General features: G+C 56.9%; 14 protein-coding genes. 10 read left to right on the plus strand and 4 right to left on the minus strand.

Annotated elements, in window-relative coordinates; translation table 11 throughout:
- Positions 1-12 precede the first annotated feature (12 nt).
- Positions 13-888, plus strand: a complete 876-nt coding sequence (locus JZM60_RS07240) for a peptidoglycan-binding protein (RefSeq protein ID WP_207164924.1) — start codon at positions 13-15, stop codon at positions 886-888.
- Between the two features lie 61 nt (positions 889-949).
- On the opposite strand, the gene JZM60_RS16750 is transcribed toward JZM60_RS07240, so the two are convergent.
- Complete coding sequence (locus tag JZM60_RS16750) at positions 950-1,114, minus strand: hypothetical protein (protein WP_241426442.1); 165 nt, start codon at positions 1,112-1,114, stop codon at positions 950-952.
- Between JZM60_RS16750 and JZM60_RS07245 the strand changes: the two genes are divergently transcribed.
- The 9 genes from JZM60_RS07245 to JZM60_RS07285 all read left to right on the plus strand — a co-directional run bounded on the left by JZM60_RS07245 (position 1,083) and on the right by JZM60_RS07285 (position 12,605).
- Positions 1,083-2,792: a type VI secretion system Vgr family protein gene (locus JZM60_RS07245; RefSeq protein WP_241426425.1), complete on the plus strand. Its 1,710-nt coding sequence runs from the start codon at positions 1,083-1,085 to the stop codon at positions 2,790-2,792. The genes JZM60_RS16750 and JZM60_RS07245 overlap by 32 nt on opposite strands.
- Positions 2,793-2,822: 30 nt before the next feature.
- Positions 2,823-3,257: a DUF1795 domain-containing protein gene (locus JZM60_RS07250; RefSeq protein WP_207164926.1), complete on the plus strand. Its 435-nt coding sequence runs from the start codon at positions 2,823-2,825 to the stop codon at positions 3,255-3,257.
- A complete protein-coding gene (locus JZM60_RS07255) occupies positions 3,254-7,633 on the plus strand; it encodes an RHS repeat-associated core domain-containing protein (RefSeq protein WP_207164928.1) in 4,380 nt (1,459 codons plus the stop codon). Before JZM60_RS07250 ends, JZM60_RS07255 begins: the two co-directional genes overlap by 4 nt.
- A 1-nt stretch (position 7,634) precedes the next feature.
- The gene (locus tag JZM60_RS07260) at positions 7,635-8,009 is read left to right on the plus strand and encodes a hypothetical protein (protein WP_207164929.1); all 375 of its coding nucleotides are present in this window, start codon (positions 7,635-7,637) and stop codon (positions 8,007-8,009) included.
- A gap of 93 nt (positions 8,010-8,102) precedes the next feature.
- On the plus strand, positions 8,103-9,431 hold the full coding sequence (locus tag JZM60_RS07265; protein ID WP_207164930.1) for an RHS repeat domain-containing protein: 1,329 nt from the start codon (positions 8,103-8,105) through the stop codon (positions 9,429-9,431).
- Between the two features lie 301 nt (positions 9,432-9,732).
- Positions 9,733-10,473: a DUF1266 domain-containing protein gene (locus JZM60_RS07270; protein WP_207164932.1), complete on the plus strand. Its 741-nt coding sequence runs from the start codon at positions 9,733-9,735 to the stop codon at positions 10,471-10,473.
- Positions 10,474-10,517: 44 nt separating this feature from the next.
- A complete protein-coding gene (locus JZM60_RS07275; protein ID WP_207164934.1) occupies positions 10,518-10,871 on the plus strand; it encodes a hypothetical protein in 354 nt (117 codons plus the stop codon).
- A gap of 135 nt (positions 10,872-11,006) precedes the next feature.
- A complete protein-coding gene (locus JZM60_RS07280) occupies positions 11,007-11,585 on the plus strand; it encodes a hypothetical protein (protein ID WP_207164936.1) in 579 nt (192 codons plus the stop codon).
- A gap of 249 nt (positions 11,586-11,834) precedes the next feature.
- Positions 11,835-12,605: a hypothetical protein gene (locus tag JZM60_RS07285; protein ID WP_207164938.1), complete on the plus strand. Its 771-nt coding sequence runs from the start codon at positions 11,835-11,837 to the stop codon at positions 12,603-12,605.
- A gap of 129 nt (positions 12,606-12,734) precedes the next feature.
- Here the strand turns inward: JZM60_RS07285 and JZM60_RS07290 are convergent, their stop codons facing one another.
- The 3 genes from JZM60_RS07290 to JZM60_RS07300 all read right to left on the minus strand — a co-directional run bounded on the left by JZM60_RS07290 (position 12,735) and on the right by JZM60_RS07300 (position 17,037).
- Complete coding sequence (locus JZM60_RS07290; RefSeq protein WP_207164940.1) at positions 12,735-13,661, minus strand: hypothetical protein; 927 nt, start codon at positions 13,659-13,661, stop codon at positions 12,735-12,737.
- A gap of 428 nt (positions 13,662-14,089) precedes the next feature.
- Entirely contained in the window at positions 14,090-15,709 is a 1,620-nt protein-coding gene (locus JZM60_RS07295) for a methyl-accepting chemotaxis protein (protein ID WP_207164942.1), read from the minus strand.
- Between the two features lie 368 nt (positions 15,710-16,077).
- The gene (locus JZM60_RS07300; protein ID WP_207164944.1) at positions 16,078-17,037 is read right to left on the minus strand and encodes a hypothetical protein; all 960 of its coding nucleotides are present in this window, start codon (positions 17,035-17,037) and stop codon (positions 16,078-16,080) included.
- Between the last annotated feature and the right edge of the window lie 48 nt (positions 17,038-17,085).

Here is a 17,085-nt window from a genome sequence, read left to right on the forward strand (position 1 = left end):
TTGAGGTCATTTATGGGAAAAAGAATAAGCAGAAAACATGACACACAAAAACCACCTAAATCAGAATACACTAAGCTTGTTAATATCGACAAAGATATAAATAATGGGTTGCATAGTGCTCCTGGAACATTTGTAGAACAATTGCTAGGGAATCAAAGTAATATTTTGCCATCGATCAAATATGTTAATGTGGGGCCATTTAAAGTCAATGGACATATTCAGGCGCTTGAAAGCTTGAAACAAATTATGTCGGTTGTTAAAACAAAGTATCCTGATCTCTATGGCCGGCTCGCTCACAATGGCATGCATGTTCCAAAAAATATTGCAGGTAAAAAATCAAAAAGCCTACACTCCTGGGGCATTGCTATAGATATAACCATTGATGGCATAGAGGATGTAAAGTGGAATGAGATGTCATTTTATGGATTAGCATTAATGGCTCCAATTTTTCACGACCACGGATGGTATTGGGGTGGTGCGTTCCGCGATCAGGAAACGGAGAAGGGATCAGGTGTATATTGGACTAACGAAGATGCCATGCACTTCGAAGTCAGCAAGGAAAAACTGCTGGAATGGCACAATGCCGGCTTATTGGGCCCGGTTTCAACGCGTCGACCGGAGGCGAAAATCCCCGAATCAACGAGACCGACAAGCACGAGCTCATCATCACATCACCGCTCCATGTTTGATTGGCTGCAGAGAGGCGATAAAGGCCCTAAGGTTGTTCGCCTGCAAGAGGCCTTGAAGTCCCATGGTCACAATTTGAAATCAGACGGAAATTTTGGCGGGAAAACGGAAGCTGCTCTCATAAAATATCAACGCCAATGCGGACTCCCAGCTAATGGAATCGTTGGTCCAAAGACAGCCGCGTATCTCTTGTTTTTCTAGTGTGTTCTCGTCATTCCAGAGACACATTGATTTAAAGATCAGTGATTGTTATGGCCCTTTCTCATTTTAAATCGGAGGAGCATCCGGTGGATTTACTCAATTTTTTTAACAATTCTTCCAAGGCAACGTTTTTATTTGAAGTTGTTGGCTCGACATCAGAGATGTCGGTAGTTAGTTTTTCCGCCAATGAGTGGATGTCCTTGCCGTATTCGTTTTCCGTTTCCATTGCCGTTCCATATGAAATCGAATCATTCGACGATTTGATCGGTAGCGAAGCCCTGCTGACAGTCATTAATAATGACTTGTTGGCTGGAGGAGAAGATCGCTACTTCCATGGACTCGTCAGGAGATTTGAGCACACTGGTATGAGTGGTGATAATTATTACCTTTACGAGACTGAGGTTGTTCCCGCCATTTTTAAGCTCGCTCTTCGCAAGAATTCCCGAATCTTCCAGAACATGAACACCCATGACATCGTAAAACAACTCCTGGAGGAAGCCGGTATTACCTCTGATCGTTATCGCTTTGCCCTCCAAGACAAAGAACGGATGCGCAAATTCTGTGTGCAGTACCGGGAGACGGATCTCGAGTTCATAACCCGCCTCCTTGAAGAAGAGGGAATTTTTTACTTTTTCGAACATTACGAAGATAAGCATGTCCTTGTCTTCGGCGATAGCAGCGTTGTCCATGTCCCCATAGGTGGCAACCCGGCCATCACGTTCAATTCTCATGGCGGAATGGTTGCAGAAACCGAAAGTATTAACGGCTTTACCTTTTCCCAGCGACTGACTCCGGAAGCCTTTACCCATAAGAACTTTAACTTCAAAAATCCCTCCGTTGACCTGACAGCGAAGAAAACCGGAGCAGAAGAGGCGAAGTCAGAAATTTACGAATACCCTGCCCTCCATGTGACAGAAGAGCGGGGAAGTGCGCTCGCCAGAGCCCGAATGGAAGGGCTTAAGTCGATGCAAAGGCAGGGGCATGGTCAGAGTTCTTCATGCCGGCTGACACCTGGCTACAATTTTACCCTGTCCGGCCACGAGTCCATGAGCCTGAATGCGGAATATCTGATTGTAGATGTTTCCCATTCGGGTGTTCAGCCGCAATCTCTTGAAGAAACTTCTCAGGGCTCATTCTCCTACGGAAATATGTTCACGGTTATCCCGGCAACAACGCCATTTCGTCCTGCCCTTACCCGACAGAAGCCGGTGGTCAAAGGACTTCAGACTGCTCTTGTGGTTGGTCCCAAGGGAGAGGAAATCCATACTGACGAGTATGGCCGGGTAAAGGTCCAATTCCACTGGGACCGCGAAGGCAAACGTGACGACAAAAGTTCATGCTGGTTACGCATTGGCCAGACCTGGAGTGGAAACGGCTGGGGAATGATTGCAATTCCGCGGATCGGAGACGAGGTGCTCGTCGACTTCATCGATGGGGACCCCGACCGGCCCATAATCGTCGGCAGCGTCAACAATGCCGAATCACCCGCCCTCTACCCCCTCCCCGCCAACAAGACCCAGAGCGGCATCCGCACCCGCAGCTACCCCAACGGCGGCCGCGACAACTACCACGAACTCCGTTTCGAGGACAAGAAAGGGAGCGAGGAGATCTATCTTCAGAGCGAGAAGGACTGGAATATCCTCGTCAAGAACAACAAGGGGCAGACCGTCGGCAACAACGAGACGCTGACGGTGAAGAGCAGCCGCTCCAAGAGTATCGGGGGGAGCCAGAACGAGACGGTGGGAGGCGACAGCACGGTGTCCGTGACCGGCGCCCTGTCAGAGACGGCCCGTGAGATCACCCTCACGGCTCAGTCTAAAATCACCCTCGTTTGCGGTGGGAGCACCATCGTCGTGGAGCCTTCGGGCGTAACGATCAAGGGTGCGACCATCAACATGAATTGACAATTCAATCGAACTACCAGGAGCTTAGATATGCTGTATCGGATGCAGGAGGGAACCCTCACCCTTGACGGGGAGTGGCAGGATAAGAGCGTGAATGTGCTGGTGCCGCAGGGGATGTCGCAGGGGATGAATCTCGTGGTATCCCGTGATGTGCTGCCGCCGGGGATGGGGCTTTCGGACTATCTCCGACAGCAGAAGAAGGTGTTTCAGGATGAGCTTGCCGCTTTCCGGTTCCGTGCCGATGAGCCAGCCGAGATTGACGGGCGCCACGGGTCCCTGCTGGAATTCGAGTGGGACAATCAGGGGAGCCTCGTGCATCAGCTGATGGTGGTCATTCAGGATAAGGAGCAGGTCCTGAGCATGACCGCCACGGCTCCGGGGGGGATAGACGACACGGTGCGCCAAGTGATGCTCGCGGCAATGCGGAGCTTCACCTTTGCCGAAACCGCCGGGACTGCCCCGTGAGCGAGGCGGCAGCGCAACAGCCCGAGGCATCGGCGGACCAGAAGCTGGCGGAGCTGGCCGGCAGAAAGAGCAATGCCGGAACCGTCCGGGCCATCGAGACCGGCGGGCATGTGGCCAGCACCGCTATCGGCGGCGCCCTGATCGCCAAGGGTGCGGTAGGGGCCTTCAGCGCCGGCGGCTCTTCTGCCGCCGCCTGTTTCGTGGCACCGCTGGCGGCGGGAATGATCGGCGTCATGGCCGGGGCCGCCCTTGCCGAGAAACTGGGTGCGGCCGATCGCCTCGTCGATCTGCTGGGGCAGCCCCGGCGGGCCGGCCGAGGACCGCAGCCGGCGGTGATCGGGCACAAGGTCGCCCACAGTCGCGCCTTTGCCGGCGCCCTGGCCGGACTGCTGGCAGGGGTTGCGGTGGGGGCCGCCGTTGGGTTCGCAGTGGCGGCCACCGTGGCGTCGGGAGGACTTCTTGCCCCCATTGCCATTGGTGCGGCGGCCGGTCTTTCCGGCGGCTTCGTCGGCGCCATGATTGCCGGTGCCGGCGCCAAGATGGCCAATGTGACCGGGGCCATTCTCAGCGGCTCCCCCAATGTATTCTTCGAGGGAAAGCCGGTGGCGCGGGTGAGCGACAAGGTCTCCTGTAGCAAGGAGTCCGCGCCCGGCGCCATCATTGAAGGAAGCACGAAAATATTCGTCAACGGCCTCCCCCTGGCACGGATCGGCCACAAGATATCCTGTTCCGCCGTAGTTCAGGAGGGGTGCACCACCATCTTCGCCGACGACACAACCGGTCAGTACGGTGAGCCGGATGCGGACATGTCGGTGCTGGAGCAGTCGATCCTCTCCATGGCCGAGGTGGGGCTCGCCCTCGGCGCCATCCGGTTCAGAAGTTCCAAACTCGGCAAAAAGACCCTCGGCGAGCCCATCGACCCTTCGACCGGCGACTACGTAGACACCCGCACCGATTTCGAGTACCCGAGCGTCCTTCCATTGCGGCTCACCCGCACCTATTCCGGCAAGGAGCCGGTCGAGGGGCTCCTGGGCAGCCGCTGGATCTGCAACTGGTCGCCGCAACTCGTGTTCGACCGTGCCAAGCGCACCGCCGACCTCATCGATGGTGACGGCGACGGTCTCACCTTTTCCCTCGGCATGGGGGAGAAATTCACCGCCCGCCACCTGAAGGCCCCCCACTACCGGCTTTCGGGGACCATCGAATCGGCCCGGCTCTTCGACATCCGCACCCAGCAGACCCTTGTTTTCACCATGTCGGAAGACTCCGCCACCGGCATCCTCACCGCTATCGAAGACCGGAACGGCAACCGTATCGACTTCCGCTACGACAAGGGACATCTGCGTCGCGTCATCCACTCTGACGGCGTTGCCTTCAGCGTCAGGACCACCCCCGAAGGCCTCATCGAATCGGTTGCCATGGAGGGGGATCCGATTCCCGTAGTCCATTACCGCTACGATGACGGCGGGAGGCTCGCCGATGTCCATGGCCGATTCACCGGGGAGTTCCACTACACCTACACTGGCGAAGGATGGCTGAAACAGTGGCGGGACAGCGGCCCCACCCGGGTCGAGTTCGAATACGACGCGGCGGGTCGGGTAATTGCCACCCGGACCCCTGAAGGGCTATACAACGACCGGTTCATCTACTCCCCCGATGAGTGGAAAACCGAGTACATCGATGCCACCGGCGCCCGCAGCGTTTACTATTTCAACGAAAACGACCTTCTCATCCGCGAGGAGGACCCCCTAGGCAACGTCACCGAGCAGACCTTCGACGGGATTGAACGGAGGCTCTCCACCACCGACCCCCTGGGCCGCGTCACCACCTACGACTACGACACCCTGGGGCAGATGGTCGCCGAAACCGACAGCACCGGCCGAACCACCCGCTGCAGCTATGACCGTTACGGGCTCCTTACGGGCATTCAGCATCCGGACGGCAGCATGTCCGTGTGGGAGTACGACAGCCGCGGCAACGTCACCCTCGCCATGGGCCCCGACCGCGTCATCCATCGTTACGCCTACGATGAAAAGGGGCGGCTCGTCTCCGAAACCGCCCCCGACGGCGCGGAGACAAAATGGGCGTACGACCGCCGCGGGCGACTCACCGGCCTCATTGACCCCCTGGGCCACCGCACGACAATCGAGCAGGACCGGTGGGGCCGCATCCTCAGAACCACTGACGCGGCGGGGCACCCCACCCGCTACCTCTACGAGCCCGGCCCCGACAACCTCCGCGAGGACTTGAGCGCCGTCATCCACCCCGACGGCGGCACCGAGCGCTACGCCTATGACGCCGAAGGGCAGATCGCCCTCCACACCGGCGCCGAAGGGCAGACGACCAAGTACCGCCACGGCGCCTTCGACCTCCTGCGCAGCATCACCGACCCCGCCGGCCACGGCACTTCCCTCGACTACGACGGCGCCGCTCGCCTCGTACGGGTCACCAACGCCAAAGGCCGGCACTGGAGCTACGGCTATGACGCCGCCGGGCGGCTGCGGCACGAAACCGACTGGGCCGGACGCCAGACCGCCTACACCCGCGACCCCCTCGGCAGGGTAACGGCCAAGCGCCTCCCCGACGGTTTCGAACATCGCATCACCTGGGACGGCCACGACCGCGTTGCCGCCATCGAAACCGCCGACAGCCGCATCGGCTACGAGTACGACGCAAGCGACCGGCTCATCCGCGCCGCCACCTGGGCAATCGGCAGCGACACGCCGGAAACCGATCTCACCTTCACCTACGACGACCGGGGCCGCCTCGTAGCCGAGACCCAGAACGGCGTCGCCATCGACTACACCCGGGACGAGGCCGGCCGCTGCACCGGCCGCACGACGCCAAGCGGCGCCACCGAACTCACCTTCGACCCCGCCGGGCTTCTCGCCGAATATGCCACCAATGGCCACGCCGTGAGCTTCCGGCGCAACCTTCTCGGCCTCGAAACCGAGCGGTCGCTTCGGGGCGACGATGAGCGCGAGCGCTTCGCCCTGGCCCAAAGCCACGACCCCTGCGGCCGGCTCCGGGAGCAGGTGGCCGGGCGATTGCGGAACCTCACCCAGCCCTTCGGCAGCGCGGAGCTCTCCCGCCGCTACCGCTGGGACAAATCCTCCCGGCTGGTGGGGGTCGACGACACCATTCGCGGCAGCGCCCGCTACACCTACGACCCTCGCGACCAGGTGACCGGCGTCCAGCGCCGCAAGGGGCTCAACCCGGCCACCACCGAGCGCTACCACTATGACGCCATAAAAAACCTTACCTACACCCCCCACCGGCAGCACCACTACGAGGGGGACGTCGTCACCCGCATCGGCCTCACCTCCTACCGCCACGACAGCCGGGGCCGGGTCGTCGAAAAGATCCACGCCCGTCACGGCTTTCGCCCCCAAACCTGGCGCTACCGGTGGGACGATCTCGACCGGCTGAGGGAAGTCACCACCCCCCAAGGCGAAACCTGGCGCTACACCTACGACGCCTTCGGCCGGCGGGTGAAAAAAGAGTGTCTCGGCAAAGAAAAGAGCGTCACCTATCTCTGGCAGGGGGCCACCCTTGCCGAAGAGCACCGGACCACCGGCACGGAAACCGTCATCCACCGCTGGCACTTCGAGCCGGGCACCTTCGTCCCCATCGCCAAGGAAGTCGTCGAACAGGGCGCAAGCAGCATCTACCCCATCGTCACCGATCACCTCGGCACCCCCAAGGAACTCTTTGACGCCGAAGGGGAGTGCGTCTGGCAGGCCGACCACGCCCTGTGGGGCGCGGCAACCATCACCATACAGAGGAGAAAAGTCGTCAACGGTGAAGAGACGGTCTTTGCCGAAGTTGATTGCGCACTCAGATTCCAGAATCAGTGGGAGGATGAAGAGAGCGGGCTTTACTACAACCTCAACCGATACTATGATCCCGAAAGCGGCCAGTACCTGAGCCAGGACCCGATCCGGCTGGAGGGGGGATTAAGAACCCACGGTTATGTGCATGATCCCATGCAGTGGGTGGATCCGCTGGGGTTGGCGGGGTGTGGAGGAAAGACGGGTAGCAAAATCCGCAACCTTAGGAAAGGTGATAAAGTTTACCGAGTTTATGGGGGGGACGCTAAGCCTAATGGTGCCTCTTGGACAAGGACGAATCCTGCTAAGGTTCCTAATTTTAGGAACTCTGCTGGCTTGCCATCCGGAGGAGAAAGTGGAGCAAATAATACAGGTAGATTTGTCATAGAGGCCAAAGTCAAGGATCCCAATAAAGTAGTTCTTAAACGCAAAGCACTGCCATTGGATGGAATGGACGGTGGTCTTGATGAATACATTATACCTGATCCTTTTGACAGTGGTGCTATTGAGATCGTTAGAGTTAGTGGAGTAAATCCGGAGTTTTGAAATGAATTTGCCAACATATTATTTATCATCAATGGACAGTTACGAATTTGAAAAACCACGAAAGTGTGTATTTCTGAATAAAGTTTTTCTTAGCACCGGCAAGGAAGCTGCCATGGTTGAAATTGATCCTCCGCTGGTTGGGCAGAAATATGGCAGGCCAGGTGATGTTAAGTTAGTGGTTTTAACGCACCGACATGAGTCTTATGGTCTTTTCCCAATTACCTTTTTTCCATGCTTTGTTCACGTAGCTATTCCAACAGACTCAGATGTAACAAGAGAGGAACTGATAGACGCTTCATCCCTTCAAGGTATTGCGTGGGCTGAGTTGTATAGGACAGAAAATGATGCGCTAAATCATGTTTTTGATAAATCTTAACGAAAATAGTGAGCAGTAAATTAGAGATATTCCACATATTTCGCTATTGGGGAAATCTGAAGAGAATACCGCTGGGACAAATCCTCCCGGCTGGTGGGGGTCGACGACACCATTCGCGGCAGCGCCCGCTACACCTACGACCCCCGCGACCAGGTGACCGGCGTCCAGCGTCGCAAGGGGCTTGCCCCTGCCACCACCGAGCGCTACCAGTACGACGCCATAAAAAACCTCACCTACACCCCCCACCGGCAGCACCACTACGAGGGGGATGTCGTCACCCGCATCGGCCTCACCTCCTACCGCCACGACAGCCGCGGCCGGGTCGTCGAGAAAACCCACGCCCGCCACGGCTTCCGCCCCAAAACCTGGCGCTACCGGTGGGACGAACTGGACCGGCTGCGGGAAGTAACCACCCCCGAAGGCGAAACCTGGCGCTACACCTACGACGCCTTCGGCCGGCGGGTGAAAAAAGAGTGCCTCGGCAAAGAGAAGAGCGTCACCTACCTCTGGCAGGGGGCCACCCTTGCCGAAGAGCACCGAACCACCGGCACAGAAACCGTCATCCACCGCTGGCACTTCGAGCCGGGCACCTTCATCCCCATTGCCAAGGAAATCGTCGAACAGGGGGCAAGCAGCATCTACCCCATCGTCACCGACCACCTCGGCACCCCGAAGGAGCTCTTCGACGCCGAAGGGGAGTGCGTCTGGCAGGCCGACCATGCCCTGTGGGGTGCGGCAACCATCACCAGACAGAGGAGAAAAGTCGTCAACGGCGAAGAGACGATCTTTGCCGAAGTCGACTGCGAACTCCGGTTCCAGAACCAGTGGGAGGACGAAGAGAGCGGCCTTTACTACAACCTGAACCGGTACTATGATCCCGAAAGCAGCCAGTACCTGAGTCAGGACCCGATCCGGCTGGAGGGGGGATTAAGGACCCATGGTTATGTGCATGACCCGATGCAGTGGGTTGATCCGCTGGGGTTGGCGGGGTGTGGTGGGAAGGCATCTGACCATCGATATCGTAAGGCAAACGGGAAAATAGATTTTTATGTAACCCCTAATGGTCAAGCAGTACCTGCCCAATTTCATAGATATGCTAATTCCAAGTTTGCACCAATGCAAGATGCTCGGGCAGGGACTTTGCCAGCTAAACGTGGTGGTACATACGTATCTTTTGACAAAATTGATGATGGCATTGTCGCAAGTGATAAATTGCAAATCCCATATCGCCCTGATTATCGAGTTTCAGGCAATTCATTGGACATCATAGATAAAATGAAGATTCCAAACGGCAAATGGGGTACTGCAGATTATCCGGAACCGTTGACAAAAGATTACAAGATATATGGCCCGGGCAAGGCAACACAAGTCATTGTAGATGGCCCAATACCTGTTGACCCAGGAACAATAACTAAACTGTAACTATTGTAAGGATAATTATGGATCACATAGATATATTGATAGACGAGATAAAGAGTGTTCTTAAGCATGAGTTGCCACCGCAATATGCAGATAGTTATGATAAATTTGAAGATTTAACAAATAGAGACTTGCTACGAGCGTCTTTTGCAGTTCTAGATGAACTACGTCGCAAAAAAGATTGGCATCCATCATTAAAACTAGTTGGATTAATCGATCGGTACAAAGCAGTATTTTAAGCGGTAAGTCAAATGTAATGTCTAGATACCATGGGGTCTGGCTCAAATTCAAGGAGGCATAACAAGTGAATTCAGGAAGAATTGCAAGTATTGTTATTTGTCTGGTGATGGTCATGACAATGATGGTAATGGGAGGGTGTAAGAACTCATCTTCAAAGGAAAGCTCATTGACCGAGTCGCAAAAATGGGCGCTCGCAACCTCTGCTATTCCCAAGAAAGCCAACGATATGAAGCTGGATGTTCCAGGAGGCGCCGCTGATGTAAAAGACCTTCAGGAGATGCTGAGGAGTGATTGGGAGATTCAAGACCATAAGACTGCTCTCGATGCGATCAAATTCCTCAGGGAGCAAGGCCATCGCGAGGAATTCAATCTCGTGCTGAAGGAGATTTCACAGAGCAATCAGAATGAATTCAACCAACTGGTAAGCAGCTATGCAAACCAGCCCGAGATACAGAAACAACTCCAATTGGTGTACAAGCACAAAGATACCGTAGGCAAAAAAAGCATTATCGCGTGGGACTATTGCCGGCTGGTTTATGTGGCCGAATGTGCCGGCAGAGCTGGGTATCTTACTGAGGATGAAGCCTGGCAGGAAATCATGGCAGCCGCCAAAGTGATTCAGGCAACATTTACATCATGGGAAGAAATGGGCAATAACTACCTGCTGGGGCGTGAATTCTGGGCGGGCAGCAGTGAGCCGACAGTGCTCGTTGCGAGCAAATTTCTTCTCTCAGACCAGAAGAGCCCTTGGGTCAAATTGGCGTGGAATCAGCCGCTGGAGGAAACGGGCAAAGACCAGTCCTGAGACCGCTATGGGGGAGGCCTGGAGTAATCCAGAGAGATATATTCATGGGCAACGCGATCATTCCTGAAATTGCCAAGGATGTAGATTCCCTTAGGGAAGAATTAGCCAGGCAGTTGCCGGATGGTTACAAAATAAAAATCCCACCACTTAACCGCAACTGCCTGCGAGTGGTCAAATCTCTCGGAATCGTCACGGAGATCCATTTGCGGTCCGACAAGATCGTTGTGCATAACGCCATGCCCATGTATGCGGCTCTTGCGACCCTTTGTTGTCTGCCTTTCGGGCTTTATCTCATACTCAAGATGAAGGACGGCGCGGCGCTGCGGTCTCAAGTTCATGGTATTGTTGAACGTACAACCGGCGCCCTCCCTGGAACAACAGAGGCACCCCACCGATGAGATATTTGATGTCTTTTTTTATGCCACGACAACCTCGTTTCGACATGCCAGGCCCGCTGCAACACGTCATCGTATGCGGGATCGAACTGACGGTGGGTGAGGACTTGAAACCCAAAACACTCCAAAGGAGCCATTATGAAAAAGCTGATGGTCGTTTTAACCCTCCTTTTTGCGACGTTGATCACAGTTCCCGCCATGGCGGCCGAAGGCGTGGAGGAGAGCCCCGCAGCCGTGACGGCGCGGCTGTCGGCGACGCTGAAAAAGGGGGACTGGGAGGCCTATTCCCGCCTGATGCATCCGGATGCATTGAGCCGGCTGAAAAATATGTTCGCCCCGCTTGCGGAGTTGCCGGATGCAGAGGAGGTGTTTTCGGCGCTCTTCGGCGTCAAAGGGGCCGAGGAGTTCCGGAAACTGCAGGACCGGGAGGTCTTTGTGCGGCTCATGTCGGGTCTGGAGGAGAGCGTGCCGGGATTCGGCGAGGCGGTGCGCAACCTGGAGATGACGGTGATCGGTCAGGTGCCGGAGGGAAAGGAGCTGATGCACGTGGTTTTCCGGTCGAATACCGCCGTTGACAAGCTCACGGTTTCCAGTACCGACGTGATGACGCTGCGGCGTACGCCCGAGGGGTGGCGTGCCCTGCTGACTGCCAACATCGAGGGGCTCGCGGAGCAACTGCTCTCCTCCATGGACGCGGCGAGTGAGCCGGCGGAGTGACCTCAGAGGCCCCGCGCCTGCCATAAAGCAACCCAAAGGCCGCCTGAATCTCCGGGCGGCCTTTGTCTTTCTCCTTTACTCAAAGCATCCAGCCTGTCCGCTGTGCCAGATATTTCCCGTGTTTCCGGTGAGGGTGGTGGAGCCCTGTTCTGCGGCGGCGGTGCCACGGTCTTGGCCTCATCAAAAATATTGACCTTGCTGGCTGCAAGTGGCTAGAATATAGCGATAAATTCCGGTTGGAGGTGCGCCGTGAGAAAATGTCTCGCCGTTTTTGTTGCCCTGTGGCTGGCCTGGTGTGCAGAGAGTGTTTCGGCGTCCTCCATAGAGTATCAGCCGGAGAGCATATCCATGACCATTCCGGCTGGAGGCGAGGGGCAGTCGCTGGTGAAGGTGACCGTTGCAGGCGATAACCCCTCAACCTTCTATCTGCTCTTCCTGAACAAGCTTGTCGATGGCAACCTTCCCGCTGGCTGGCTGTCATTGTCGCCGTCCATGACATTTGCCTCTGGCGGTTCCAGTGCTTCGATCCTGCTGAGAATCCGCGTCCCGGAGGGGACGGCCAGTGGTGTTTACTCCGGGAAGATGCTGTCGCGGGCGATGGCTTCCCACGACACCGCCTTGGCAGGCAACGGCATCCGCATCGCTGTGACGGTCCCCTCCCAGTGCAGCGGCATTCCGGTCGTCACGCTGGACTCGCTCCAGCCGGAAGTGGTCTGGCCGCCGGATCACGGCATGACCCAGGTGGTGCTGAGCGGAACAGTCCGGATGCCCGAAGGGTGCATGACGGCCGAAGCCGGTTACTCCATCGAGGATGAGTACGGAGTCATGTCGGGGGTCGGAACCGTGCAGCTTGGACCGGGCGGGAGCTTCAGCGCGGCGCTCCCGGTTGAGGCCATGCGCCATGGCCAGGACAAGGACGGCCGCCATTACTCGGTCACGGTCTTTGTAAGGAACGAAGCCGGGACCGGGGCTTCCTTGAGCCGTACGGTGACCGTTCCCCACGACCTTTCGGCCAGGTGATGATGGGATTTCCGGACTGCCGGGGGAGATAAATATCGAAATGCAAAAGGCGGCCTTTTGGCCGCCTTTGCTTTGTGCAGAGGGTAACGGACATCCGAAAGTATTACCTCCGGAATGCGGGATGTTGTTTTACCTCCCCCGGCGTTCTTCTCTCTCCTGCCGTTGCTCTCGTCCGCGACTGGGCTCCTGGGTCTTTTCCCTGTATTGGTACCGTTGCTCCTGCCGCTGCGGCCGCGGCGTCTGCTGGATGGTTCCCTGCTGTGGTCCCTGTCCCTTGAACTGCGGACTTCTCTGCTGTGTTGGGGGGATCTGCGCCGGGGTTCTTATCCGGCGCTCTTCCCTCTGTTGCCGCTGTATGGGTGCCGGCACCCTTTGTTCCATCTGTTGCCGTGGAGCCCTCATTCCGGGGGTGTCCTGCCTCTGCCGTTGGACCGGCGCCGTTACGCCTCTGTCGCCGGGTTGCTGAAAGTGCTGCCGGATCGCCCTGGTGCGCGGCTGGTAACGATAGTGTTCATGGCGTAACGTCCGTTGCTCTTCCATTTGCCGGGGATAGCGGTCTCCCGTGTAATTGCGCTGGTAGACGGGCAGCGGAGCCCGCGCCGGGACGTGCCGGCGATCCCATTTGTTCCATCCTTTCCGGTGATGCTCCCACTCGCGCCCCCAATACTGGCCCCAGCGGGGAGGCGCATTGTGCCGCCATCCTCTGAAATAGGGGGGAGGATACCGGTAGTAGCGTACCGGCACCCGCAAGATGTACAGAGGCACGATTTCCGGTTCCACAAGCCACCATGGGCCGTTGTACCATTCGCTGGCATACCAGTCCTCGTGCCAGAAAACCCAGTAGAGGCCGTCGTAGAAGAAATAGTTTGCCGCTACTTGTGGTGCGTAATAGACGGGATACCCCGGCACCGGCACAAGTTCTGGGTAGAGGGGCAGGTTAATCCCGATGCTGACGTGGGGCAGTCCGATGCCGATGCTGATCTGGGCCGAAACAGGCCTCACCGAGCAGAAGATCAGCATCGTCAGCACGACAATTCCATAATGTAATTTCCGCATATTGTCCTCCGTTTATGCTACGCAGGGTTGTTGGCGGCGCATGCCGAATGGCACGCCGGTATCTTCCGGTGGAAAAGTTACGGCAATGCAGGCGGTTATCTGATGTTTTGGGTGCAACAAGTGTATCGTATGCAGCCGGCCTGTCAAAGAGAGCCTCCGGAGGTGCGTGTCGATACTGCCCCGCCATTATCTCCAACCGGTGCCTGGCGTCGTGTAACTACTCACCATTAACGAATGGCCGCTGACGGAGGTTGACTCCGAACCAGTCCGTGCTGCTTTTATTTCGAAGTATTGGTTGCGGATCGTGTTGGAAGGGGGGCACCTGCAAGGAGTGCGCTTAAGCAATGGCGGGAGGAGATGGTTCCTCCCGCCTTCTCATGTGCGGTTGCGGGGGCAGGTGAGGCTGCCCGGGCGGTGCGGGGAAATCCTTATACCTTGAACTGGCCTACCAGTTGGTCCAGTTCGCGGGAGAGGTCATTGAGCTGTGCCGAGGTGTGGGCGCTGGCATGGGCGCCCCCTGCGGTTTCCTGGGCAACATCCTTGATGCGCTGGATGCTGCCGCTGATTTCCATGGTCGTGGCGGTCTGCTGTTCTGCGGCACAGGCAATCTGACCTACCTGGCCGTTGAGCTGTTCGATTTCCTGCATTATTTCATGGAGTGCGTCGCCCGATTTCGTTGCCTCCCTGGTTCCCGATTCGACTTCCTTGACACCCTCTTCCATGGCGATGACTGCGTTTTTGGTCTCCCCCTGAATTCCCTTGATCATATCCCCGATTTCGCGGGTGGCCTTGGAGGTCCGCTCTGCAAGCGCCCTAACCTCATCGGCGACGACGGCGAAACCGCGCCCCTGCTCGCCGGCACGGGCCGCTTCGATTGCCGCGTTCAGGGCCAGCAGGTTGGTCTGGTCTGCAATGTCGTGAATTGTCATGACAATCTCGCCGATCTGGTCGGAACGGGCCCCAAGTCCCTGGACCGAATCGGCCGATAATTTCACCCGCTGAGCGATCTGGTTCATGACCGCTATGGTGCTTTCCACCATGGCAAATCCCCGTGAAGCCGTTTCCTTCGCGTGGCTCGATGCCTGTGCCGCTGCCTGGCAATTGCCCGCGATCTCGCAGGAGGTGGCGGCCATCTCCTCGCTGGCCGTTGCAACCATCACCGCCTGGGAGGCGACCTCTTCCGCTCCGCCGGCAAGCTGCTCGGCTGTCCGGCTGATCTCAGCCACCGACCCGGTCACGTTTCCGGCTACGGAGGAGGTCCGTGAAATGGTGTCGTGAACCTTGCCGACAAACGTGTTGAACTCCGTGCAGAGCGTGCCCAGTTCGTCGTTGCTATGGTGGTCGAGGCGCTTGGTGAGGTCTCCCTCTCCTTCCGCCACATCCTTCATCATGGCAATAACCTGCCTGAGCGGCTTCATGATCGAGCGGCCGAGCCAGAAGGAAAAAACCACCAGCAGCGTGATGCCGATAATCCCCAGGGCCAGGGAGAATAACTTGATTTTATGGCTGAAAGAATCGTACTGGCTGCTCGCGGCAACGGCGCGTTTATCGAGGGTGTCGGCAACTTTCATCAGATTGATGCTCAGATTGTCGGCCTCCATGGCGATCTCGTCATCAATGTCCATGAGCTCATCTGAGCTTGCACTGCGTTCGATGGCCGGGATCAACTTGTTCTCGAAGAGGGTAATCGTTCCGTGAAATGCCTTGTCGGCGGCGGAAACCATAGTGCTCAGGGCTGCATCGCCTTTCGCCTGTTCGGACAACTGCTGCAGCTTGGCTATCCCTTCGGCCTTTCGGTCCTGCCACCCCTTGGATGAGCTGCTGGCCATCTCCGGGTTGGCTATTGCCTCCAGAATGAAGCGATACAATTTCTCTCCGATTACCTTGGTTTCCTGGGCGGACCTGCTGCGTGCCATGGCGTCGTGGCTCACCACCTGCAAGTGCTCCAGGCGCCCCATGCCGATCCAGTTGCCGGCCACCAGCACCAGAACAACCAAAACTCCCCAGACCATGTTCAAGGTCAGCCGCCTGCCAATACTCACTTCCATCTGAAACACCCCTTTTCCCTCCCGATTGTAAAAAAATTAATTTCAGCAATACTCACCGGCCGTCGACAGGAAAACCGGAAATACGCTGGAGTGAAATGCAAACATATGAATATTCTTACATTTTGCTTAATAAAAAAGATAGCCATTACCTATAGTTATCGGACGGTTAGTTCCAGACTTTAGAGTTTTTTCCAATAAACGGCAGGGGGAGGGCGGTGGGGTTACCAACAGTTCATCGACTTACAGCAGATTATAAGCAGTCAAAAAACGTAGATGCCAAATATATGCTTATAATGATTGATGTTGGAAAAAAGATGGGACCGTAGTCCCATCAAAAATCATTGGCAGATTATTGAAGTGTCGGAGAGCTATTTCTTGCCGGTGGCGGGTTTTACGTAGATTTCCAGAGTCGAGACCTCTCCCGATGAAAGTTTGGGGGGGTAGAGCACGACCTCGGGAACGCTGGTGCCCGGAACGTCGAGGGCGTTCAGGCTGCCGAGCACGGTGTTGCGGGGCACCGCGTAGTTGCGAACAACGCCGCTGGCGTCGGTGACGCTGTAGGCCGCCACCGGATCAAGGCTGAAGCTGAGGCGGTACCAGCCGGATTTCGGCTCGGTGGGGAGACCTATGCTGGCCATGTCGAATTTGGCGAGGTCCCAGTTGTATCCGTAGATGACCTTGCCGGGGACGTTGACTTCGGCCGCGTAGGCACTGGTCGGGCCGTCAACGCCGAAGCGGTCGTAGATGGCGCTGTCATAGAGGGTGCCGACCACGTTGCCGTTGGGGCCGTCAAGCTTCTGGATGGTGAGCCGGGCGCAGATGGAGTAGACCGTGGGGAAGCCGGCCGGGATTTTCGTGCCGGTGGTGCCCCAGACCTCGGCGATTCCCTCGCCGAAGAGGTAGGTCATGTCATAGCCGTTCATGGGGGTGGTCAGTTCCTTGCCCATCACCACTTCCACCCGGATGACCGATGCTGAGGACCAGGTGGTCCGGACAATGTTGTCGGACCAGTCCACTTCAACTGTTTCGCCGCCCGGTTGGCCGTTTCGCCAGTCGGCCTGCCAGGTGTTTACGGTCTGTTGCAGATAGTAGTTGATGCCATTGTAGGGGTAGACCTCGGTAAGGGATTCAACCGGTCCGCGCAGCCCGGTGGCCTCCGCGGTGGGGAAACCGGTCAGGCCGGTTCCTTCGGCAAAGATGACCGGGTTGGAGAGGTTGTTGGTATAGGTTACTGTGGGGACCGGCACTTTCTTTGCTGCTTCCGCCATGGTTGAGGTTCCGCCGGCTGCAAGCAATGTGAGGGCTGCTACGGTTATAAATTTTTTCATGTGTTTGTTTCCTTTGTTTTGATTTAGTGCCCCGGGCCATTCCGGGGC

The sequence above is a fragment of the Geobacter benzoatilyticus genome (genome assembly GCF_017338855.1).
GTDB lineage: Bacteria > Desulfobacterota > Desulfuromonadia > Geobacterales > Geobacteraceae > Geobacter > Geobacter benzoatilyticus.